This is a genomic window from Ruegeria sp. CL6 (assembly GCF_056536465.1).
This window is the reverse complement of record NZ_JBQFPR010000002.1, coordinates 308029-328600: the sequence shown is the minus strand read 5'-3', so window position 1 is coordinate 328600 and position 20572 is coordinate 308029. Positions and strand designations below refer to the sequence as shown.

Here is a 20572-nt window from a genome sequence, read left to right as displayed (position 1 = left end):
TCGGAACGAAAAACGGGCCTGCTTTTGCAAACCCGTCATTGGTTGTTTTCTAACGCAGGTGGGTCAGCGGGCGAGGTTCAAACGGAACCTCAGCTTGGCTTTTTGTGCTGTTGGCAGGTGGCGGTTCAGTCGTTTGTTGACCAGGCTGAACCCCCAGACGATCACCAGCGTCAGCAGAATGAAGTAAAAGGCCAGAATCGGGTAGGGGACGAACGGGTTAAAGGTCTTGTCTGCAAAATAGCTGGCGTAATACAGGGCGTCGCCCCGTTGTTGCCAGGCCGGGAACGCTGAGAAAAAGACCAGCGTTGTAGACTGAAACAGGAAGATCGCCTCGTTCGTGTAGGCAGGCCACGCGAGCCGCAGCATGGTGGGCCAAATGATACGGCGGAATCGGGACCAGCCAGACATGCCATAGGCATCGGCGGCTTCTATGTCGCCTTTGGGAATGGATCGCAGGGCACCGTAGAAAATCTCGCCTGAATAGGCTGCAGTGTTCAGGAACAGCACGATCAGCGCCCCGAGCCAAGCCGAGGTGAACGCATCGAACATCGGGTAGGATTTCTTCAGCGACAGGAATAGGAAGTACGCAAAGAAGAATTGGATGAACAAGGGCGAGCCGCGGAAGATAAAGATGAACCATTCCGAGGGTTTGCGAAACCATTTGTTCGGTGACGCTTTACCCAGTGCCACGGCTGTTGCCAGAAAGAAGCCGGTGGTCAGAGCCACAATCCCGAAATAGATATTCCAGATCATCCCCGAGCCGATCAGGGTGAAATGCTCGCACAGCGTAAAGTCGGTCTTGGGAAGCAAGCGTTCACCAATTCCGATCGAGCGCAGGCCGTAGTCCTGAATGGTTTGCAAGCAGCTCATGCGGTCGTCTCCTTGCGCAGCAGCTCTCCGCCAGAGGTGGCTTGGCCGTGAGACAGGCGACGCATCAGTTTCTCAAGCCCGATCTCTGAAATCCGGGTCATGCCAAGGTAGAAGATCAGCAAGAACAGGAAGTACCACATGCGCCAGTCGCCATGCGGGTAATCGGTGAACCGCGACGTCTTGGTGCCTCCAAGTTCGCGCGCCCAATAGACGATGTCTTCGATGCCAAGCAAGAACAGCAGTGGCGTCGCCTTGATCAGAACCATCCAGAGGTTTGAGAGGCCGGGCAGGGCGTAGACCCACATCTGGGGCACCAGGATGCGCCAAAAGGTCTGGCGAGGGGTCAGGCCGTAAGCTGCGGCTGTTTCCAACTGGGCGTGCGGCACGGCCCGCATCCCACCGAACAAGACGTTGGCCGCAAAAGCCCCGAACACGATCGAGAACGTGATGACGGCGAGGAAAAACCCGTAGGTCTCATGCACCCATTCGGGCGCGCTGCCCAGCGGCAGTTTGGCAGCCTGACAGACGAGGAAATCGTTGCCCTGTCTTACCGGTTCTGACCAATCCGGGCACAAAACCTGATGTCTGGTCCACTCGAACGCCTGATCAAGCGCGATCACGAAGAAAAGAAAGAATGCGATGTCCGGCACGCCGCGCACGATAGCGATATACCCCTTTCCCAGCCAACTGAGCGGCAGGAAATGCGATCGCGCGGCCATTGCGCCAGCGAAGCCGAAGCCCAGCGCTACGGGGGCTGTCACCGCCAGCAGAGCCAGCACTTTGACAAATGACAGGTAGAAAGACCAATGCACGCCGTTGGTCAGATAGCAGGAAAACCATCGGAATGTGCCGAGCGTATCGGGATCAGCGCAGTAGGAGAACATTAGGCGTCTTTCAAACGTCTGGCCCGGTCCAAAACCGGGGTGGTCCGGCGCGCAAAGCGCCGAACCGGTGTCAAAAAGGCTTAGTTGGTTACGATCGAACCGTCAGCACCATAGGTCGGAACGCCTTCGCCGAACCATTTGACCAGCAGTTCGTTCAGGCTGCCATCCTCTTTCATCGAGGTGATGGCCGCATCGAACTTGCCGCGCAGCTCGGCGTCGCTTTCGCGCAGACCCATGCCAACGCCACCGCCCAGCGGAACGTCAGGTCCGACGAAGATCAGTTCGCCAGCCGATTCCTCAACCAGCGGTGCCAGATAGTCTTTGTCGGCGAACACGGCATCGGCCTCGCCATTGCGGACGGCAGCGATGGTTTCTTCGGGAGTCGCGAACTCGACTAGGGTTGCACCGCTTTCGGCAATGTGACCAGCCTGAATGGTCGCGGTTTGCGCCGCCACGATACCGCTGTCCAGATCAACACCGTCCGAGGCCGCTACGTAAGCCGATGCGGTGGGCGGAAAGTAGTTCTGGGTAAAGTCGATAACCTCGTCGCGCTCATCCGTGATCGACATGCCCGCGATGATGGTGTCGTAGTTGCCCGAGACCAGGTTCGGGATGATCGAATCCCAATCGTTCTTGACCCACTCGCACTCAAGATTGGCGCGTTTGCACAGCTCATCACCTACTTCACGCTCGAACCCGTCGATTTCGCCGGCATCGTTGATGAAGTTATACGGAGGGTAGGCGCCCTCGGTTCCCATGCGGACGGTGTCAGCCATCGCGATGCCCGCGGTCAGCGCCAGTGCTGCTGTGGTCAGAATCAGGTTTTTCATTGGTATCTCCCCAGTTGGTTCTGTCCTGAAATTATGCCGCCTTGGTGGCGGAGAGAAAGCCCTGAAGCCGTGCGGATTCAGGGGTCGTGAAGATGTCTTCCGGCAAGCCTTCTTCTTCTATGAGGCCCTGGTGAAGGAAAACAACGTGGCTTGAAATATCGGCTGCCATTTTCATGTCATGGGTGACAATGATCATGGTCCGGCCCTCGGCGGCAAGGTCCTTGATGACCTTGATCACCTCTTGTTCAAGTTCGGGGTCCAGCGCCGAAGTCGGTTCGTCGAACAGCAGGGCTTCGGGTTCCATGCAAAGCGCGCGGGCTATGGCTGCGCGCTGCTGCTGGCCGCCCGATAGCTGGGCAGGGTAGGAATCACACTTGTCGCCAATGCCTACTTTTTCCAGGTACTTTCGAGCACTGTCTTCGACTTCGGCCTTGTCGCGCCCCAAAACGGTGATGGGGGCCTCCATCACGTTTTGCAGAATCGTCATGTGGGCCCAAAGGTTGAACTGCTGGAACACCATCGACAGGTTGGTGCGGATACGCAGGACCTGCTTGGCATCGGCGGGGCGGCGGTGATGCAGATTACCCGCCCATCGCACCGGTTCACCTTTGAACAGGATTTCCCCCTGTTGGCTGTCCTCCAACAGGTTGCAGCAGCGCAGAAGGGTGGACTTGCCTGATCCGGACGAGCCGATCAAGGACACGACATCGCCGCGTCTGGCCGTAATATCCACCCCTTTCAGCACCTCAAGATTGCCGAAACTCTTGTGTAGGTTTTTGATCTCGATGACCGGAGTGGAATCTGTCACGGGAGCCCTGAGTGTTATTGGTGTCGGTGCGGTACTAGGGCTTAATTTTCAGAGCAATGCAATGCGCAAATGACGCGTTCCGGGTCAGAAACCGCCAAATTGACCAGAGGTTGTTGCCAAATCGGTCAGCTATTGAGCAGTTCAGAGGCCGCGAGCACAGGATTGGGAACTGCCAGATAATCGGTGGCAGGGATCGAAATCAGCCCCCGCAAATGCAGCAAATCTCGGTCCTGGTCGGTAAGTGCACGTATCGCGGCGCGAACGGCCTTCGCGATGGCCAGCGGATCCTGTGTCGCAGCCGTTATGTATGGCAAGGCCGGTGTCGCAGACGTCGCTGCAACATCGCGCAGGGTTGACCCAATGTCGGTGTGCTCTTTGAGCAGTTCCCACGTAACAGCGTCCAGACAGGCGAAATCTGCGCGCCCTTCGGCAACATACTGGGCCGATACCGCGTGGCCTCCGGTCTGTAAAACTTGCGCGGGCAATCGACTGTTGCAGGTCAGGTGAACCATCGGAGCAGCCCAGCCCGATTGGGACAAAGGCTCATTGAAGGCAAATGTGCCGCTTACAAGCTGGTCCAGACCGCGTGGATCGTCCCGCCGGGCAACAAAGATCGAACGATAATATCCCGGGGGGCACCCGTCCAAACCGTAATCCGGCGTTCCAACCAGCTTGACCTCGCCGTGCAGTCGCGTGCGGTAGGGCATTCCACAGGTTTGCGCGAATAGCAGGTCGGGACTTTGCCACACGTCCCAGACATCTTCGTCTCGGGTAAGGTGAGAGGGGCCAAAACCCAGGTTTTCGCGAATCAATGACCAAAAGCGATCATTTGCGGATCGCAGCGCGGGCATGTCGTACATGCCCAGCATGGCTATCACGATTTGGCCGCCTTTTGCCGCGCCCGGGCCGAGTCGACATCGCTGACCCCTAGCAAGCTCACCACCAAACGAAGCAGGGAATCTTCCTCGCCCGTGCGGTGCCCGTCGGCCAGTGCAACCGACCACAGCGCCTGAACCACCGCCAGACGGTCGTCATATGCAACGGCTTCCTTGATCGCGCGTGTAAATCGAACCGTGTCCGGGGCTTCGGCCTCAAGGTCTTCGGCGCGGGCGCGTAGCGCGGCAGCTTCAAACGGCGACAGCCCATAACGCTCGGCAGAGATACGGTCGATTCGCGACATCTCGCTGTCGGCATAATCATTATCGGACCTGGCAATGCGCACCAGCAGGGCGGTCAAGGCCAGACGAGCATCATCATCGGCAAGCGGGTCGGGCTGTGGCTGTGTCAGCCGGGACAGGAAATCACTAAACATGCGCAAGATATAGAGGCCGCCTAAGTTTCTTCCAAGCGCCTTTGGACCCGATCGCGCGCTGTCTGACTGTCCTTGAAGCTCAGGCCCATTGCGATGCGAGCTTCTTCGACGATTTTCATCTCACCTTCATCCGAATTTCCGTCGGCCAGCACAACCTCCCAAAGAGCGTCAAGAGCAGCAAGGCGTTCGTGAAGGTCAGTGGTTTCCCGGATCAGTTTTCCGAACGTATCCGTTTCGGGCGCCGCTGCGTGCAGCTTTTCGCAAGTGGCGCGAACTTTGGCTGCCTCAATAGCGTTGTGCTGGTAGAGGCGGGCTAGAATACGGTCGATCAGGCTGATTTCTTCCAGTTTGTAATCGCGATCTGCCTGCGCAACGCGGACCATAAGCGCGCCCAAAGCCAGTTCAGCGTCCGGGTCGGGAAGGTTGTCATGCTGCGGCGGGCGAAAAGCCTGAAAGAACTTTTTCAACATGGTGCGAGGTTATTCCATATTTTGTAGACCGCCAAGCGTGGACAACACGTCATAGGCGTAAATCGTCAAAAGTCCGCCTGCGGCGGATCGGCCAATTGCCTCATTCGGTTATCTTAGCTCAGAGCCTCTTTAGCTTTTTCCTGCAGCCACGCCAGCATATTTCTGTAAGGAACCGGACCATAGCTGATACGCGCCACACCCAGAGAAGCGAGGGTAGACTTGTCCGGAGTTCCGGGTAACGCAATGATATTGAGCGGCAGATCGGTTGAGTCCACCAATTCTGAAATCATAGCTTCATCCTTTAGGCCGGGGGCGAAAAAGCCGCTTGCACCGGCGTCTGCATAAGCCGCGGCGCGGGCCATCGCCTCGTCCAACATGGCCCTGTCATGTGTGTTCGGATGGGCCTTTAGGAATATGTCTGTGCGGGCATTGATGAAAGCAGGGATACCTGACGCGTCGCAGCCCTCGCGCATGGCCCCGACCCGCGCGGCTTGCGTTTCAATGTCATAAAGTTTATTCGTACCAACGATTTGATCCTCGAAGTTAAAGCCGACAACGCCGGTTTCCAACGCGCGCTGAGTATTGACGACGATCCCCACGGTATCCTCGGCATAAGCTCCTTCGATGTCCATTGTTACCGGTACGTCCACCGCGCCGACGATCCTGCGCGCATTTTCCAGCGCCAATTCAAAGGGGATATTCTGCCCGTCCGCGTAACCTTGCGCCATGGCAACCGGCGCGCTTCCGGTGGCAATAGCCTTGGCGCCAGCATCGCTTACGGCAGCGGCACTGCCAGCGTCCCAGATGTTATAGAGTACAACCGGATCGCCCTTTTTGTGCAGGGCTGCAAATGTCTCTGCGCGCGTGACCTGATCTGCCATGACCATCCTCCTGTCGCCGTGGTGAGGACAGTTAAATGCGCAAACGGTCGGTGCGTACAGGTTTTTTCGCACCGACCGCTAAATCGCAGAAGTGTTAGGAATGTCAGACCAGACGAGAGGTGTCTTTGGCGGCCCGCACAAAATCACGGAATAGGGGGTGAGGATCGAAAGGTTTCGATTTCAGTTCCGGATGGTACTGCACTCCGATGAACCACGGGTGATCCGACCATTCCACGATTTCCGGCAGACGTCCGTCAGGGGACATGCCCGAGAATTTCAGCCCGGCCTTTTCCAACTGTTCGCGGTATTTGATGTCGACCTCATAGCGGTGGCGGTGACGCTCTTCGATGTTGGTGCCGCCGTAAACCTCGGCCACTTTCGAGCCATCGGCCAGAACCGCATCATAAGCGCCCAGTCGCATGGTGCCGCCTTTGTCATCACCGACCTTGCGTTCCACCTTGTGGTTGCCCTGAACCCATTCCTTCAGGTGATAAACCACGGGTTCAAAACGCTTTTTGCCTGCTTCGTGGTCGAATTCTTCGGAGCCCGCCTCTTTGATGCCAGCCGCGTTCCGGGCCGCTTCGATAACGGCCATCTGCATGCCAAGGCAGATACCCAGATAGGGAACCTTATGCTCTCGCGCGTATTGCGCGGCTTTGATCTTGCCTTCCGTGCCGCGCTCGCCGAACCCGCCGGGGACGAGGATGGCATGGAAGCCTTCCAGATGCGGCGCGGCGTCTTCGGTGTCGAACACCTCGGCGTCAACCCACTCGACCTTGACCTTGACGCGGTTGGCCATGCCGCCATGGGTCAGAGCCTCGGCAATCGACTTATAGGCATCTTCCAACTGAGTGTATTTACCGACGATAGCGACCTTCACCTCGCCCTCGGCGTTATGGATGCGGTCGCTGACGTCTTCCCATTTCGTCAGATCAGGTTTCGGGGCAGGGCTGATCTGGAAGGCGTCCAGAACGGCCTGATCCAGACCTTCTTTGTGATACGCCAGCGGCGCATCGTAGATCGTGCTGAGGTCCTGCGCCGCGATAACGCTGTCAGGGCGCACGTTGCAGAACAGGGCCAGCTTCTCGCGTTCTTTCTTTGGGATCGGACCTTCTGACCGGCAGACCAGAATATCGGGGGCCAGACCAATCGAGCGCAGTTCCTTGACCGAGTGCTGGGTCGGCTTGGTTTTCAACTCACCGGACGCCTTGATGTAGGGCAGCAGCGTCAGGTGCATAAAGATACACTGGCCACGCGGTTTATCCTGGCTGAACTGACGGATGGCTTCAAAGAAGGGCAGACCTTCGATGTCACCTACGGTGCCGCCGATCTCACACAGCATGAAATCGACCTCATCCTCGCCAATGGCGATGAAGTCCTTGATCTCGTTGGTGACGTGCGGGATCACCTGAATGGTTTTGCCGAGGTAATCGCCACGGCGCTCTTTTTCCAACACGTTGGAATAGATCCGCCCCGAGCTGACCGAGTCGGTCTTGCGCGCGGCCACGCCTGTAAACCGTTCGTAGTGTCCAAGGTCCAGATCGGTCTCGGCCCCGTCATCGGTGACGAACACTTCGCCATGTTCAAAAGGCGACATGGTGCCGGGGTCGACGTTCAGATAAGGGTCCAGCTTGCGCAGCCGGACCGAGTAGCCCCGAGCCTGCAACAGCGCGCCCAAAGCCGCCGAAGCCAGTCCTTTGCCCAAGGACGAAACCACACCACCAGTGATGAAAATAAATCGCGCCATAGTTTTTCGGCTGCTCCCGTGAGACGTCAAAATAAGCTGCCCGGCGGTTCCGAAAAACCGCTGCATCACGGGACTTCACGTATAAAGGATTCGCGCCAAAAGCGCAAGAGAACCGCAAGATGCTGTTGCAGTCCTCTTTCAGGTTTCTAGGTTTGGTAGATCAGTCGGCTTGCGGGATCAGCGGCGCGTTGTCGCCCTGTGCCGGAGGCAGCAGATCATCCGCTTCGGGAACCGTTGTTTCGCTTTCTTCGGTCGCTGCCGGAGCCGGAACACCCAGACGATCGATTACCGAACTTCCCGATGATTTCTGCGCCGCCAGAATAGTCAGCGTGATCGACGTGACGATAAAGCAAGCGGCCAGAATCCATGTGACCTTACCCAACGCAGTCGCCGCAGCGCGACCACTCACGGCGCCGCCACCGCCGCCACCCATGCCGAGGCCACCTCCTTCGGATCGCTGCATCAGAACAACGGCGATCAGGCCCAGAGCCAGAAGAAGATGGATGATGAGAACGACGTTTTCCATAGTGGTCCTGTACAGCGTGACGTGTATCGCGAGGTACTTATGCAAGTTTGGTTCCGGGGGCAAGTCACGAGTTCTCATCACACGCCTTGATGTGGCAGATCACACCAAAGGGGCTGGACAGATTGGCAGATGGTGGCGCAACCTTCCGCCATGCCACACGATGATCACGGCCACCCGCACGCCTTGCTGCCGCCTGAACCCGCTCTGCGGGTCAAGGCTCTGGAAACGATTCTGACCCGCAAGGGACTGATCGATCCGGCGGCGTTGGATGAAATCATCGACACCTATCAAAACAAGATAGGACCAAAAAACGGCGCACGGGTCGTTGCGAAGGCTTGGACCGATCCAGAATTTAAGCGAGCGTTGCTAGAGGACGCAACGCCAGTCGTCGCCGAGCTTGGTTTCTATGGGCGTCAGGGCGAGCACATCGTCGTGGTCGAAAATACGCCCGAGCAGCACAACATGGTCGTTTGCACGTTGTGCAGTTGCTATCCGTGGCCGCTGCTTGGTATTCCGCCCGGCTGGTATAAATCCGACGCCTATCGCGCCCGGGCGGTTCGCGAGCCTCGAAAGGTACTGGCAGAGTTTGGCGTTGCGCTGCCAAGTGGAACGGCTGTGCGTGTTTGGGATTCGACTGCCGAGATTCGCTACCTTGTATTGCCTATGCGACCTGTCGGATCGGAAGGGCTGGACGAGGGCGAACTGGCCGCTCTGGTGACACGAGACAGTATGATCGGCACTGGACTGCCCAGGGTTCCCTCATGACACGCGCGCACGACATGGGCGGGCGGTTTGGAGACGGTCCCGTGTTGCCCGATGGGGAAGACGCCCCCGTCTTTGCCCAAGAATGGCACGGGCGCGCTTTGGCTCTCACTCTGGCCGCAGGTTTCTTGGGGCAATGGAATATAGACATCTCCCGGCACGCGCGTGAAAGACTTTCACCCAAAGATTACGCTCGGTTTTCCTACTACGAAAAGTGGATATCTGCGCTGGCCGATCTGCTGGTTGAACGGGGCGTCCTGACTGTGGATGACTTAGCCGGTAGGGACGCACCACAAGACTTGCATCCGCTGAGGTCGCGCATGTTGCAAGCAAATGCTGTCACTGGCGCATTGTCCAGAGGCGGCCCAGCAGACCGTGCCTCGGGTGTGCCGGTGAAATTTGCAGTGGGACAAAGCGTCCGAACTGTTCGTCCTAGCGCGAACCGACTTGTTGATGGCGGGCACACGAGGCTGCCGAGCTATGCGGCTGGGGCAGAGGGGCGGATTCTGCGTTTGCACGGCACGCACGTATTTCCAGACTCCAACGCGCATGGCCTCGGAGAAGCGCCGGAGCCTCTATTCGCAGTGGTCTTTCTGGCGTCCGAGCTATGGACTAACCCGGAAAACCCGCGGGATGAGGTCATTCTTGACCTTTGGCAAAGCTACCTGGAGCCCACATGAGCCACAGCGATAACCAATCAGCACCACAGCCAGTTTTTGACGAACCCTGGCATGCTCAGATATTTGCTGTGACAGTCGCATTGAACGAGGCTGGACGATTGGGTTGGTCCGACTGGGCCGCGCGGTTTTCTGCAACTCTACAGCGCTACAGATTAGACCGGGAACTGAACGGTGGGGACGACTACTTCCGCGCTTGGCTGGATACGTTGGAACAGTTTCTGGCTGAGCAGGGTGCCACTCAGTCCGGGGAACTCGCGAACATAAGTGCTGCTTGGAGAGAAGCCTATTTGACTACACCCCACGGGCAGCCGGTGGTATTGTCTGGTCTGCCGTAGGGGGCGCTGCCCCCGCCGCCCGTTCCGGGCGACTCCCCCGGGATATTTTCAGCCAGATGAACAAGGGATCCGAACTTCATCTGGCTCGTAAATATCCCCGCCGGAGGCACCGCGCGTAGCGCGGTTCTGAACTGCGGCGAATTACCGGTTTCCCTGCGGCTGTCACATCGTTATACGAGCCGAGTTTGATAAATCAGCGCTAAAGGACCGGATATGGCCAATGTGGTTGTTGTCGGCGCCCAATGGGGTGACGAAGGAAAAGGCAAGATCGTCGACTGGCTCAGCGAGCGAGCAGATGTGATCGCGCGTTTTCAAGGTGGGCACAATGCCGGCCATACGTTGGTCATTGATGGCGAAGTGTATAAACTGCACGCGCTTCCCTCGGGCGTTGTACGGGGCGGTAAGTTGAGTGTCATTGGAAACGGCGTTGTTCTCGATCCTTGGCACCTGATCAAAGAAATTGGAACAGTCCGGGCGCAGGGCGTCGAGATTACTCCTGAAACACTGATGATTGCCGAAAACACGCCGTTGATTTTGCCGATCCATGGTGAGCTTGACCGCGCACGCGAGGAAGCGGCCAGTAAGGGAACGAAGATCGGAACGACCGGTCGCGGCATTGGTCCAGCATACGAGGACAAAGTGGGGCGCCGGTCTGTGCGTGTCGCCGATCTTGCGGATGAAGCCACGTTGGAAGCTCGGGTGGATCGCGCGTTGCAGCACCATGACCCGTTGCGCAAAGGGCTGGGCATCGCGCCTGTCGATCGCGACGCATTGATTGCGGAGCTGAAGGAAATCGCGTCTGAAATCCTACCCTTCGCCGCACCCGTCTGGAAGGTGCTGAACGAAAAGCGCAAGGCAGGTAAGAGAATCCTGTTTGAGGGGGCTCAGGGTGCCCTCTTGGATATCGACTTTGGAACCTATCCGTTTGTGACGTCCTCTAACGTTATCGCGGGGCAGGCGGCCACAGGTGTCGGCATCGGGCCGGGTTCAATCGATTTCGTTTTGGGGATTGTCAAAGCGTATACGACTCGGGTTGGTGAAGGTCCGTTCCCGACGGAGTTGGACGACGCTGACGGTCAGCGCCTTGGAGAGCGCGGCCATGAGTTTGGCACGACCACCGGCCGCAAGCGGCGTTGTGGGTGGTTTGACGCCTGCCTTGTACGCCAAACTTGTGCGACCAGTGGTGTAAACGGGATCTCGCTGACCAAGCTCGACGTATTGGACGGGTTTGAAACACTCAAAATCTGCACTGGGTACGAGTTGGACGGCGAGCGTTTGGATTACCTTCCAACCGCGGCTGATCAGCAGGCGCGTTGCACTCCCATCTATGAAGAGATGCCGGGGTGGAGCGAATCCACGGAAGGCGCGCGGAGCTGGGCAGACCTGCCGGCGAATGCGATCAAATACGTGCGTCGGGTAGAAGAACTGATCGAGTGTCCCGTCGCACTCTTGTCCACCAGCCCGGAGCGGGACGACACCATTCTGGTGACCGACCCATTCGCCGACTGATGGCCGACGAAAAGAAGCCCGGCCTTAGCTACAAAGCCCGTCGGCGCTGGTCGCTGGTATTGCTGTTGGTCGGGCTGCCTGCTTACATCGTGGCGGTTGTGACGGTCGTGAACTGGCTCGACCGTCCACCGATCTGGTTGGAACTTCTGGTTTATGTGGTTCTGGGCGTTTTGTGGGCCTTGCCTTTCAAATTCGTTTTCAGAGGCGTGGGCAAAGAGGACCCCAATCAATCCTCGGACTAGGCGTTTTTCACCGTCTGTTTCCGGCATCAAGCTGCGGCCAGGTGAGGATCGCGCGCGCAAAGGCGTGATACTCGCCTGAAATTTCCTCGGCCAGGCTGAAAGGTGAAGGCCACGGGGTCGTCAGGGTTGCCTCGACCTGTCCAGTGATGAGTTTGAGTTCTGCATGGTGCTTGGTCGCGAGGCGGCGCATTTTCTGGTTCGTGGCCAAGCAAAGCATATGGACCTCGCGAATCCCCCGGTTTCGGGCCGCCGCTATGATTCGAGACAGCAAGGCGTCTCCGATCCCGCGATCCTGCCACGGCGTTTCGACTGTAAATGCTACTTCTGCAACGTTTTTTGGGCTGTCCGGCACAGTCCGAAGCTCGCCAACCCCGCGAAGGCAGGAATCTGGAAATGCTCCGTAGATCAGCGAAGGGTAGTCAAACATTCCGGCAAGATATGTTTGGACGAAATCCGCATTGACCGGCATGCCAAAACGCGAGGCCAGGGCTTCTGTATCCAAGTTCCTGTAGTGACTTAATATTTTCGGTTTGTCGTAGATTCTAAGTCGTCGTATCGGGAGTTCATACATGGCACGACTCCTGTTTGAATGAACTATTGCAATCCAATTCGTAAACAGGGCAATCGTATCACTTTTCTGCGGCGCAGCATAGTTAGTGTGTCGCTCCGATGTGCCGCAGTCGTACCAAATCGCAAAGCGCACAAAAATAGGGCCGACGCATTGCGCCGACCCTTTGTGTCAGAGGTCAGTAGCAATTAGCCAGCGGCGCGTTCGTCATCGGGGCGGTAGCCGATCTGAGTGGACGCCGCGAACCGACCGCCACCGGCTTTTTCGATTTTACCGTCGCGCAGCAACTGGCCGAACGAACGAAGGCTTTCCTCGCGGTTGAAGTCGTCCTGCTTGAGCGACCGAATCTTGTTCATCAATTGTGGGCGCGAAAACTGTTCCTGACCTTCGATGAACGACAGATACGCAGCTGCGGCTTCCAGAAGTTCGGGCAGGGATTGTGCGCCTTGCTCTTGCGCGAACATTGCAAAGCCACCTTCTTCGCCCAACTGGTTCTCGGCTTCGGTCTGAACACGGCGCGGTGTCACCGGTCCTGCGTCCTCGTCCTGATTGTCGATCCGCTGCTCGGCAACCAGCTTGAGAGGGGCCAGGGCGTCAGACTGAGGACGCATGCTGGTCACCTGAATCTCAGGGCGTCGAGGGCTGACCGCCGAGGTCAGATTGCGATATTCGTTTTCGGCGTCGTCTGCTTTGGGCTTGTCCTTGCGTTCCGCCTGGGTCGCGGCGACTGCTGCGCGAAGGTGAGAATAGGTTTCCCGCTGCGAATTCGACGCCGGATCGTCCATTTGGACGTCGGCCTTGTCCATCAAACGCGTCACATCTTGGTCCGGCGTTGCGGAATCGGGCGCAGGTTCCGCCGCGCGATTTGCAAGAAACGCTTCAACTTCCGAAATCTCGTGCAGCAGGTTTTCTTCATCCTCAGCGCTTAGGATGCCTTCCTCGGTGTCGGCGACGGTTTCTTCAAGCTCAGCAGACTCATCGCTCTCAGTATCGTCACTGAGGATGTTGAGAATCTCCTCATCCGCTTTTTCGTCATCTTCCGAAAACAGAACTTCGGGTTCAGGTGTTTCTTCTTCGGTTTCATCGTCAAATGCGGCGGGTGCATCTGGCTCGATCGTCTCGTCCGTTTCGGCGTATTCTTCAGTCGGCGACACAGGCTCGGCTTCAGGCGTGAGTTCGTCCGCTTCGTCGGTCTCATAGTCTTCGAGAACGGGTTCACGCGCCGTGAATTGGAAAGGCTCGTTTTCGGGCTGCGCGGGTGCGTCAGCTTCTTTTTCTTCCTGAAGGTCTGTTGCGCTCAGGCTACCTGCTTCAAACGCCGCGGCAACAGCGTCCGACGGGCCTGCGGCCTCTTTCATCAGGGTTGTTTCTTCATCCTCTGCATAGATGACCGAGTTTTCGTCGGTGTGTGAGACAACGTCCCGAATCCGTTGCAGCTTGGCCGCGATGCTGTCAGCGGCAGGAGCAGATGTGTCCTCGACCGGTTCTGCATCTTCAAAGAACGTCGCAGGACTTTGTGCAGGTTGAGAGCTGATTGCTGGTTCTTCGACCGGGGTAGGAGTTTGGCTCACCGGTGCCATGGTCGCCGGAGCGGCGGCGGTTTCGGTTGCGCGAAGCAACAAGCCCGTTTCATTCTGGCGTGCCTCGACATGTCTGGAAGCGTCACGCTGCGCGATGCGGGCCAGCATCTCGGCGTCTGGCTGAGGTGGTTCTGATCCGAAATAACGATCCTCTGCCGCAAGGTCGCGGAAGTACTCTGCGATCGCCTTCATCGTCTCGAACGAATCGTCAAAACCTTCCAAAGTGCATGAGAAGGTTCCGTAGGAAACGGTCAAAACCTTGTTATTCTGTACCATCAGACGCACGTCCTCTACAAACTACCTGAACCAGCCTGCCCAAGTCCGGGCATGTCTATTGGTTCGAAACTTCGCTTATAAACCTATCATTTTGTGGTCTGAATGTGTCCAAATCCGGGAAAAATGATCAATCTTCGTAAAAATAGACCAATTGTGCGCTCTGATGAGCCAATTGCGCTGGTCGGAGGGGGCGAAATTGGCCCCGAAGATTTGGAGCTGGCGCTGATTCGTGCCAGGACGGTTGTGGCCGCCGACGGAGGGGCCGCCCCGCTGATGGACGCCGGGCGTATTCCGGACGCGGTTATTGGTGATTTTGATTCGCTGGAACCGCGCCACAAGGACCAAATTCCTGTCGATCGTCTGTTTCCAATTCGTGAACAAGACAGCACGGATTTCGACAAGTCGTTGCGCAATATCGAAGCGCCGCTGGTCTTCGGGGTTGGTTTTCTGGGTCAGCGTCTGGATCACCAGCTGGCTGTGCTTAATGGGTTGGTTCGGCGGCAGGATCGACTATGTGTTCTGCTTGGCGCGCGCGAAGTCGTGTTTCACGCTCCGCCCCGAATTGCGCTGGAGATACCACCCGGAGACGTGGTCTCATTGTTTCCATTTCAGCGTGTAACGGGAAGAAGCCGAGGGCTGGAGTGGCCAATCGACGATCTGGTGCTTGAACCCAACGGGCTGGTCGGCACATCCAACCGAGCTTTGTCCCGCGTTGATCTGCATTTGGACTGTCCGGGGTTGCTGGTGATGGTGCCTCGGGCCGCTTTGGATCAGGTCATGCAGGCGTTTCTGTCGGGGCAGACCGGGCGCTGGCCCGTTCGCGCAGAATGACATACAGCCCGGCAGCTACGGTGATCGCAATACCGATCGCGGCAATACCGTCTGGCAAGTCGTGAAAAATCATCCAGCCGAACAGGGTTGCCACCGGAATTTCCAAATACTGCATTGGCGCCAGCGTTGCCGAGGGCGCATAGCGCAAGGACCAGGTCATGAACAAGTGAGCCACGGTGCCCAACAGCCCAATGGCAACAAGCAAGACATGGCTGTCGCTGGTAGGGACAATTAACGAAAGCTCCCGCATGTCCGCAGCGGTTCCGAACAGCAGAATGGGCAGCATTATGGCTGTTGCCATGACGCCCGAGACCGCTTGAAGGGCGATTGGATCGGTTTCTTTGGCGATCTGGCGCGTGACCAGCATGAACAGCGCAAAGACCACGGCAACGACAAGAGGCAACAGTGCTGCCGCCCCGACCTGGGCGAAGCTGGGCTGAATAACAAGCAAAGTGCCTGCGAACCCCACTATGCAGGCCGCAAGGCGTCTCAGGCCGACGTCCTCACCTAGTACATATTTGCCCAATAGCAGCATGATGAAGGGCATCACGAATGCAATGGCAACTGCATCCGCCAATGGCAGGAATTGCAGCGCGCTGAACATTGCGGTGATGCCGATGATGTGCAGAACGGTCCGAATGACCGTTAGCCGCAACACGCGCCCTCGTAGCCGCCAGTTGCGATTGGTCGCAACGGTCAAAGGGACAAGCACCATTGCCTGAACCGCAAAGCGCACGAATACCAGCATCGCGACCGGTGTCGTCTCACCCAACAGCTTGGCCATTGCGTCCCCCAGCGGGGCGAGCACGCAGAAACCAAGCATCAAGACGATGCCGAAGAGGGGACGATCCTGTGTCATGACCGCGACGCTACGGGTTTTGGGCGAAGGGGGAAAGCGGGTTGAGCCCCGGCTTGGCCCTGCACTTGGTCAGCAATTTGGAACGTTCACGGCCAGACCGCCCAGAGAAGTCTCTTTGTATTTTTCGTGCATGTCGTGCCCAGTCTGACGCATCGTCTCGATCACCGCATCCAGAGGCACAAAATGCCGGCCGTCCCCACGCAACGCCAGCGACGCCGCAGACACGGCCTTGATCGCGCCCAGCCCGTTTCGTTCGATACAGGGGACCTGCACCAGACCGGCGACCGGGTCGCAAGTCATGCCCAAGTGGTGCTCCAACGCAATCTCGGCGGCGTTTTCAACTTGCTCAGGCGTGCCGCCCATTACGGCGCACAGCCCTGCCGCAGCCATTGCCGAGGCGCTGCCGACTTCAGCTTGACATCCGGCCTCGGCCCCTGAGATCGAAGCGTTGAACTTCACCAGCCCGCCAATGGCGGCGGCGGTCAAAAGGAAATCCTCAATGTGGGTTTCAGACGCGCCGGGTACGTGGTCAAGGTAGTATCGCAACACGGCAGGAAGCACCCCGGCTGCCCCGTTTGTAGGCGCGGTGACCACTTGGCCTCCGGCGGCGTTTTCCTCGTTCACGGCCATGGCGTAGACGCTCATCCAGTCATTGATCGTGTGCGGAGCATTCAGGTTCATGCCCCGTTCGGCCTGAAGCGCGTCGTGGATACCCTTGGCGCGGCGGCGCACGTTCAAGCCGCCGGGCAGGATGCCGTCGGTTGTCAGGCCGCGCTCGATGCAGTCGTTCATGACTTGCCACAATCGGGCCGAGCCTTTGGCAAAACTGTCCGCACATCCGCGCGCGATTTCGTTGGCGCGTTTCATCTCGGCTATGCTTTTGCCGCTGGCTTTTGCCATGTCCAGCATCTCGACCGCTGATTTGAAGGGGAAGGGAACCGGCGCGCCCTCGTCCGTGGCTTTACCCTCGGCCAGTTCTTCTTCGGTCAGGACAAAGCCGCCCCCGATCGAGTAATAGACCTGTCGCAGAATCACGTCACCCTGCGCGTCCGTGGCCATGAGAACCATACCGTTTGCGTGGCCGGGCAGGTTGTTTTCATAGTCAAAGATCAGGTCTGTTTTGGGATCGAATTGCAGCGTCGGCAATCCTTCGGGGGTAACGCTGTGACTCTCTTTGATCGCAACCAGAGCGGCTTCGGCCTTTTCGTGGTCGTAGGTATCGGGAACGAACCCAGCCAGCCCTAATATCGTCGCGCGGTCCGTTGCATGCCCCACACCTGTGAAGGCCAGCGAACCGTGCAGCGACCCACGCAGGCCGGAGAACTCAAACGGAGACGCCCGCATCAGGTCCAGAAACCGCGCTGCGGCAACCATCGGCCCCATGGTATGAGACGAGGACGGGCCGATGCCCACTTTGAACATATCGAAGACAGACAGAAACATATCAGATAGCAGAGCCTTCTGGAGGATTAGCATAGGACGGAGAGGTGAAGGGTGTCACCCCCAACCCCTCGGCTGCGGTGGCCGCGCGTGTTGCGTCCCGGGTTTCGAGCTGCAACAGAATCTCGCGCAAATGTGGCGTATGATCAATGTGATACCAACTTCGGTCGGCATCGATTGGGTAAAGGGCCATCCAGCGCATCTGGCAGGCCAGATAGTAACTCAGAACTGACGGTTTGTCTGGCCGCAACCAGTCGGGCGCCTGTTTCGCGGTAGCTTCCAGAAGTTGAAGATGGTGGCGCAGTCGTTGGCGCATTCCGACGCGCAAGGGTTTGGTCTGCGAGACCTCTATGTATTTCTCGGCGTAGAAAAGAATTCGCAAGTCAGCGTGCAGCGTATTTGATGCGAAAAACAGCCACTTGAGAAAAGCGGCCCTATCAGGGCTCTGCAGTGCTGGTGCAAGCTGAGAGTGAGTATCTGCCAGCCAAAGCAGGATTGCGGCCGTTTCAAAAATCGGTCCCTGCGGAGTTTCTAGAACCGGGATGAGGCCATTGGGGTTCAGCGCCCGATACGCTGGGCTGTCCTGTTCGCACTGGCGGCGATCCACAAGTACGGTTTCAAAGGGAAGACCCATTTCTTCCAGCGCCAGCCGAATGACCAGCGACGCGTTGTCAGGGGCATAGTGCAGCAGATAGGGGTTCTTCATGGACCCTATGTATACCGCGGCAGCGTTCGCCAAAGCCTCGATTGCGACGTTTCCCATCGGAAACGCGTAGTTTCGCGACATGTTGGCCCGGCAAATGGGTGAATTGGCTCTCGCAGTTGCCGTGGTCATTCCGTATAAGTCCGTCAGCAAAATAGGGAAAAGCCGCAATGATCGGAGAGTTGCCGCCTATCGACAAGGCCAAATACGTTGCTGCGCGACGCGCTGCCGACATGGTGCAGGACGGTATGCGTGTGGGGCTTGGAACCGGTTCGACCGCCGCTTGGATGGTGCGTCGATTGGGAGAGAGGGTGCAGCAGGGGCTCAAGATCAAAGGCGTCCCTACCTCGACCCGTACGGCACAACTGGCCCGTGAGGTAGGGATCGAGGTCGTTTCGTTGGATCAGGCCGGGTGGCTGGACATGACGATCGATGGCGCAGACGAGTTTGACGGAGAGCTCAATCTGATCAAAGGCGGCGGTGGCGCACATTTGCAGGAAAAGATCGTAGCAACCGCTAGCGATCAGATGGTGGTGATTGCAGATGCCGGAAAAGAGGTTGAAACGCTGGGTGCGTTTCCCTTGCCGATCGAAGTTATTCCCTTTGGATGGCAGACAACCCGGACCCTTGTCCAAGAGGTTTTAGACACGATGGATGTTCTGGGAACGTCGGCTGTACTTCGTATGAACGATAAAGCGCCGTTTGTGACAGATGAAGGGAACCACGTTCTGGACCTGCACCTACAACGGATTGGAAACGCCCGCCAACTGGCGATGGTGTTAAACCAGGTTCCCGGGGTCGTGGAAAACGGCCTGTTTGTCGATATCTGTGACAAGGTCGTGATCGGCTTTGGGGATGGACGGGTCGAACTGCGGGGCATCAATGAAGGCACGATTGAGACGGATCAGCCTTCCGATAGCGTCAAGAACCTGTTCGCGGATCTCGCGGAATGACAATAGACCTGAGGCCAAGTCGTGCAGCAACGCATAGACTTCGGCAAACTTTCTGAACACCAAGGGTTGGAAGCTTGTTATTCGATCCCAGATACTCAACGAATTTTGGCGTGACTGACAAAGGAACTCACGATGAGCTTTGACTACGATCTATTCGTTATCGGCGGAGGCTCGGGCGGGGTCCGCGCAGCACGTGTTGCGGCCGGAGAAACCGGAGCAAAAGTGGCGCTTGCGGAAGAGGACCGCTACGGCGGCACTTGTGTCATTCGGGGGTGTGTGCCGAAAAAGCTGATGGTGTTCGCAAGTGAATTCTCTGGCATGGTCGGGGATGCACAGGCTTATGGTTGGGACATTCAGCCCGGTGCGTTCGGTTGGAACACCTTTCACGATAAACTGGTAGCCGAACTGGACCGGCTGGAAGGTATCTACCGCAATATCCTGAAGAACAACGGCGTCGAAAGTTATGATCAGCGTGCTCAGGTCGTGGACCCGCATACTGTCGAGTTGGCCGACGGAACTCGCAAGACAGCCAAGCATATCCTGATCGCCACTGGCGGTCGCCCGGTTGTGCCGGATTTTCCGGGGTCAGACCTTGCGATCACGTCGAACGAGATTTTCCATCTTGAGAAGCTGCCCGAAAGCATCCTGATTGTCGGAGGTGGTTATATCGCCAGCGAATTTGCCGGGATCATGAACGGGCTGGGGGTAAAAACCACTCAGTTCTACCGGGGCGCGCAAATCCTGCGGGGCTTTGACGAAGAAGCCCGTGGTCTGATTTGTGAAGAAATGCGGCAGAACGGTATTGATGTGCGCTTGGGCACCAATGTGCTGGAGATGACGAAAGACGGCGACAAGATCCGCGTGAAAGCCACAGATGGCACAGAAGATCAGTTTGACGTTGTCATGTATGCAACTGGTCGTACACCCAATGCGGATGGGCTTGGCCTTGAGGCGCTGGGCGTTGAACGCGGTCGCAAGGGTGAGATCATCGTTGATGACTATAGCCAGACAGGTGTTCCCTCGATCTATGCCATCGGCGATGTGACCGATCGGGTGAACCTGACTCCGGTTGCGATCCGCGAAGGCATGGCATTCGTCGAGACGGTCTTCAAAGGTAACCCGACGCCGGTAGATCACGAGCTGATCCCAACGGCGATTTTCACGCAGCCGGAATTCGGGACTGTGGGCCTCAGCGAGGAAGAAGCGGCCGCGCAGGAACCGATCGAAGTCTATGCCACGTCCTTCAAGCCAATGCAGAAAGCCTTTGCAGGTGGAACGCAGCGGGTATTGATGAAGCTGATCGTCAGTCAGGCGACTCGCAAGGTTTTGGGCTGTCACATTGTCGCTCCGGGCGCGGGCGAGATGATCCAGCTTGCGGGAATTGCCGTAAAAATGGGCGCAACCAAGGAAGATTTTGACAGGACAGTCGCAGTTCACCCGGTTATGGCCGAGGAACTGGTGACAATGCGGGAACCCGTGCGCACTGCTTGATTTGCAACCGCGCGC

23 protein-coding genes are annotated in these 20572 nt (G+C 57.6%); 8 read left to right on the top strand and 15 right to left on the bottom strand.

From position 1 onward, the window contains the following. Positions 1–63: 63 nt before the first annotated feature. The 10 genes from ACR0LH_RS06585 to secG form a co-directional block, all read right to left on the bottom strand. Positions 64–870: an ABC transporter permease subunit gene (locus tag ACR0LH_RS06585; protein ID WP_170383619.1), complete on the bottom strand. Its 807-nt coding sequence runs from the start codon at positions 868–870 to the stop codon at positions 64–66. Then, the gene (locus tag ACR0LH_RS06580) at positions 867–1754 is read right to left on the bottom strand and encodes an ABC transporter permease subunit (protein WP_170383621.1); all 888 of its coding nucleotides are present in this window, start codon (positions 1752–1754) and stop codon (positions 867–869) included. The genes ACR0LH_RS06585 and ACR0LH_RS06580 overlap by 4 nt, the downstream gene beginning before the upstream one ends. 80 nt (positions 1755–1834) lie before the next feature. Then, on the bottom strand, positions 1835–2584 hold the full coding sequence (locus ACR0LH_RS06575; protein ID WP_170383623.1) for a transporter substrate-binding domain-containing protein: 750 nt from the start codon (positions 2582–2584) through the stop codon (positions 1835–1837). A 31-nt stretch (positions 2585–2615) separates the two neighbouring features. Beyond that, entirely contained in the window at positions 2616–3392 is a 777-nt protein-coding gene (locus ACR0LH_RS06570; RefSeq protein WP_170383625.1) for an amino acid ABC transporter ATP-binding protein, read from the bottom strand. A gap of 125 nt (positions 3393–3517) precedes the next feature. Continuing rightward, entirely contained in the window at positions 3518–4270 is a 753-nt protein-coding gene (locus tag ACR0LH_RS06565; protein WP_480720185.1) for a phosphate/phosphite/phosphonate ABC transporter substrate-binding protein, read from the bottom strand. Then, a complete protein-coding gene (locus ACR0LH_RS06560; protein ID WP_170383629.1) occupies positions 4267–4704 on the bottom strand; it encodes a tellurite resistance TerB family protein in 438 nt (145 codons plus the stop codon). Before ACR0LH_RS06560 ends, ACR0LH_RS06565 begins: the two co-directional genes overlap by 4 nt. A gap of 20 nt (positions 4705–4724) precedes the next feature. Continuing rightward, positions 4725–5174, bottom strand: coding sequence for a tellurite resistance TerB family protein (locus tag ACR0LH_RS06555; protein WP_170383631.1), 450 nt, complete (start codon positions 5172–5174; stop codon positions 4725–4727). A 113-nt stretch (positions 5175–5287) separates the two neighbouring features. Next, a complete protein-coding gene (locus ACR0LH_RS06550) occupies positions 5288–6055 on the bottom strand; it encodes an isocitrate lyase/PEP mutase family protein (protein ID WP_480720184.1) in 768 nt (255 codons plus the stop codon). A gap of 103 nt (positions 6056–6158) precedes the next feature. Continuing rightward, positions 6159–7802 carry a CTP synthase gene (locus ACR0LH_RS06545; RefSeq protein ID WP_170383637.1) on the bottom strand — a complete coding sequence of 548 codons (1644 nt, stop codon included), beginning with the start codon at positions 7800–7802 and terminating at the stop codon, positions 6159–6161. A 160-nt stretch (positions 7803–7962) separates the two neighbouring features. Then, on the bottom strand, positions 7963–8328 hold the full coding sequence (gene secG, locus ACR0LH_RS06540; protein ID WP_170384177.1) for a preprotein translocase subunit SecG: 366 nt from the start codon (positions 8326–8328) through the stop codon (positions 7963–7965). A gap of 150 nt (positions 8329–8478) precedes the next feature. Here secG and nthA point away from each other — a divergent pair, with 150 nt between their 5' ends. The 5 genes from nthA (at position 8479) to ACR0LH_RS06515 (ending at position 11856) form a co-directional block, all read left to right on the top strand. Beyond that, positions 8479–9093 (top strand): nitrile hydratase subunit alpha, encoded by a 615-nt coding sequence (nthA, locus tag ACR0LH_RS06535; protein ID WP_480720183.1) that lies wholly within the window; start codon positions 8479–8481, stop codon positions 9091–9093. After that, positions 9090–9770 carry a nitrile hydratase subunit beta gene (nthB, locus tag ACR0LH_RS06530; RefSeq protein WP_480720182.1) on the top strand — a complete coding sequence of 227 codons (681 nt, stop codon included), beginning with the start codon at positions 9090–9092 and terminating at the stop codon, positions 9768–9770. Before nthA ends, nthB begins: the two co-directional genes overlap by 4 nt. Continuing rightward, complete coding sequence (locus ACR0LH_RS06525) at positions 9767–10105, top strand: nitrile hydratase accessory protein (RefSeq protein ID WP_480720180.1); 339 nt, start codon at positions 9767–9769, stop codon at positions 10103–10105. Before nthB ends, ACR0LH_RS06525 begins: the two co-directional genes overlap by 4 nt. A gap of 213 nt (positions 10106–10318) precedes the next feature. Beyond that, entirely contained in the window at positions 10319–11614 is a 1296-nt protein-coding gene (locus ACR0LH_RS06520; RefSeq protein ID WP_480720178.1) for an adenylosuccinate synthase, read from the top strand. Beyond that, a complete protein-coding gene (locus ACR0LH_RS06515; RefSeq protein ID WP_170410454.1) occupies positions 11614–11856 on the top strand; it encodes a DUF2842 domain-containing protein in 243 nt (80 codons plus the stop codon). The genes ACR0LH_RS06520 and ACR0LH_RS06515 overlap by 1 nt, the downstream gene beginning before the upstream one ends. Positions 11857–11863: 7 nt before the next feature. Here ACR0LH_RS06515 and ACR0LH_RS06510 read toward each other — a convergent pair whose 3' ends face one another. Then, positions 11864–12427 (bottom strand): GNAT family N-acetyltransferase, encoded by a 564-nt coding sequence (locus tag ACR0LH_RS06510; RefSeq protein WP_170482707.1) that lies wholly within the window; start codon positions 12425–12427, stop codon positions 11864–11866. Positions 12428–12612: 185 nt separating this feature from the next. Beyond that, positions 12613–14280, bottom strand: coding sequence for a hypothetical protein (locus tag ACR0LH_RS06505; RefSeq protein ID WP_480720177.1), 1668 nt, complete (start codon positions 14278–14280; stop codon positions 12613–12615). Positions 14281–14403: 123 nt separating this feature from the next. Between ACR0LH_RS06505 and ACR0LH_RS06500 the strand changes: the two genes are divergently transcribed. Continuing rightward, positions 14404–15111 carry a thiamine diphosphokinase gene (locus tag ACR0LH_RS06500; RefSeq protein ID WP_480720176.1) on the top strand — a complete coding sequence of 236 codons (708 nt, stop codon included), beginning with the start codon at positions 14404–14406 and terminating at the stop codon, positions 15109–15111. On the opposite strand, the gene ACR0LH_RS06495 is transcribed toward ACR0LH_RS06500, so the two are convergent. From ACR0LH_RS06495 to ACR0LH_RS06485, 3 genes are all read right to left on the bottom strand, one after another. After that, positions 15056–15970: a DMT family transporter gene (locus tag ACR0LH_RS06495; protein ID WP_480720174.1), complete on the bottom strand. Its 915-nt coding sequence runs from the start codon at positions 15968–15970 to the stop codon at positions 15056–15058. The genes ACR0LH_RS06500 and ACR0LH_RS06495 overlap by 56 nt on opposite strands. 69 nt (positions 15971–16039) lie before the next feature. Next, positions 16040–17413, bottom strand: coding sequence for an L-serine ammonia-lyase (locus ACR0LH_RS06490; RefSeq protein ID WP_170410441.1), 1374 nt, complete (start codon positions 17411–17413; stop codon positions 16040–16042). 1 nt (position 17414) lies between these two features. Next, the gene (locus tag ACR0LH_RS06485) at positions 17415–18116 is read right to left on the bottom strand and encodes a glutathione S-transferase family protein (RefSeq protein WP_480720687.1); all 702 of its coding nucleotides are present in this window, start codon (positions 18114–18116) and stop codon (positions 17415–17417) included. A 167-nt stretch (positions 18117–18283) separates the two neighbouring features. On the opposite strand from ACR0LH_RS06485, the gene rpiA reads away from it, so the two are divergent. Together rpiA and gor are read left to right on the top strand one after the other, a co-directional pair. Beyond that, positions 18284–19066 carry a ribose-5-phosphate isomerase RpiA gene (gene rpiA, locus ACR0LH_RS06480; RefSeq protein ID WP_480720173.1) on the top strand — a complete coding sequence of 261 codons (783 nt, stop codon included), beginning with the start codon at positions 18284–18286 and terminating at the stop codon, positions 19064–19066. A 132-nt stretch (positions 19067–19198) separates the two neighbouring features. Then, the gene (gene gor, locus ACR0LH_RS06475; protein WP_170793822.1) at positions 19199–20557 is read left to right on the top strand and encodes a glutathione-disulfide reductase; all 1359 of its coding nucleotides are present in this window, start codon (positions 19199–19201) and stop codon (positions 20555–20557) included. Positions 20558–20572 lie beyond the last annotated feature (15 nt).

Coding starts and splice junctions, on each gene's coding strand:
- ACR0LH_RS06585 (WP_170383619.1), bottom strand. CDS start 870: ATGAGCTGCTTGCAAACCATTCAGGACTACGGCCTGCGCTCGATCGGA.
- ACR0LH_RS06580 (WP_170383621.1), bottom strand. CDS start 1,754: ATGTTCTCCTACTGCGCTGATCCCGATACGCTCGGCACATTCCGATGG.
- ACR0LH_RS06575 (WP_170383623.1), bottom strand. CDS start 2,584: ATGAAAAACCTGATTCTGACCACAGCAGCACTGGCGCTGACCGCGGGC.
- ACR0LH_RS06560 (WP_170383629.1), bottom strand. CDS start 4,704: ATGTTTAGTGATTTCCTGTCCCGGCTGACACAGCCACAGCCCGACCCG.
- ACR0LH_RS06555 (WP_170383631.1), bottom strand. CDS start 5,174: ATGTTGAAAAAGTTCTTTCAGGCTTTTCGCCCGCCGCAGCATGACAAC.
- ACR0LH_RS06550 (WP_480720184.1), bottom strand. CDS start 6,055: ATGGCAGATCAGGTCACGCGCGCAGAGACATTTGCAGCCCTGCACAAA.
- ACR0LH_RS06545 (WP_170383637.1), bottom strand. CDS start 7,802: ATGGCGCGATTTATTTTCATCACTGGTGGTGTGGTTTCGTCCTTGGGC.
- secG (WP_170384177.1), bottom strand. CDS start 8,328: ATGGAAAACGTCGTTCTCATCATCCATCTTCTTCTGGCTCTGGGCCTG.
- nthA (WP_480720183.1), top strand. CDS start 8,479: ATGCCACACGATGATCACGGCCACCCGCACGCCTTGCTGCCGCCTGAA.
- nthB (WP_480720182.1), top strand. CDS start 9,090: ATGACACGCGCGCACGACATGGGCGGGCGGTTTGGAGACGGTCCCGTG.
- ACR0LH_RS06525 (WP_480720180.1), top strand. CDS start 9,767: ATGAGCCACAGCGATAACCAATCAGCACCACAGCCAGTTTTTGACGAA.
- ACR0LH_RS06520 (WP_480720178.1), top strand. CDS start 10,319: ATGGCCAATGTGGTTGTTGTCGGCGCCCAATGGGGTGACGAAGGAAAA.
- ACR0LH_RS06515 (WP_170410454.1), top strand. CDS start 11,614: ATGGCCGACGAAAAGAAGCCCGGCCTTAGCTACAAAGCCCGTCGGCGC.
- ACR0LH_RS06510 (WP_170482707.1), bottom strand. CDS start 12,427: ATGTATGAACTCCCGATACGACGACTTAGAATCTACGACAAACCGAAA.
- ACR0LH_RS06505 (WP_480720177.1), bottom strand. CDS start 14,280: ATGGTACAGAATAACAAGGTTTTGACCGTTTCCTACGGAACCTTCTCA.
- ACR0LH_RS06500 (WP_480720176.1), top strand. CDS start 14,404: ATGATCAATCTTCGTAAAAATAGACCAATTGTGCGCTCTGATGAGCCA.
- ACR0LH_RS06495 (WP_480720174.1), bottom strand. CDS start 15,970: ATGACACAGGATCGTCCCCTCTTCGGCATCGTCTTGATGCTTGGTTTC.
- ACR0LH_RS06490 (WP_170410441.1), bottom strand. CDS start 17,413: ATGTTTCTGTCTGTCTTCGATATGTTCAAAGTGGGCATCGGCCCGTCC.
- ACR0LH_RS06485 (WP_480720687.1), bottom strand. CDS start 18,116: ATGAAGAACCCCTATCTGCTGCACTATGCCCCTGACAACGCGTCGCTG.
- rpiA (WP_480720173.1), top strand. CDS start 18,284: ATGATCGGAGAGTTGCCGCCTATCGACAAGGCCAAATACGTTGCTGCG.
- gor (WP_170793822.1), top strand. CDS start 19,199: ATGAGCTTTGACTACGATCTATTCGTTATCGGCGGAGGCTCGGGCGGG.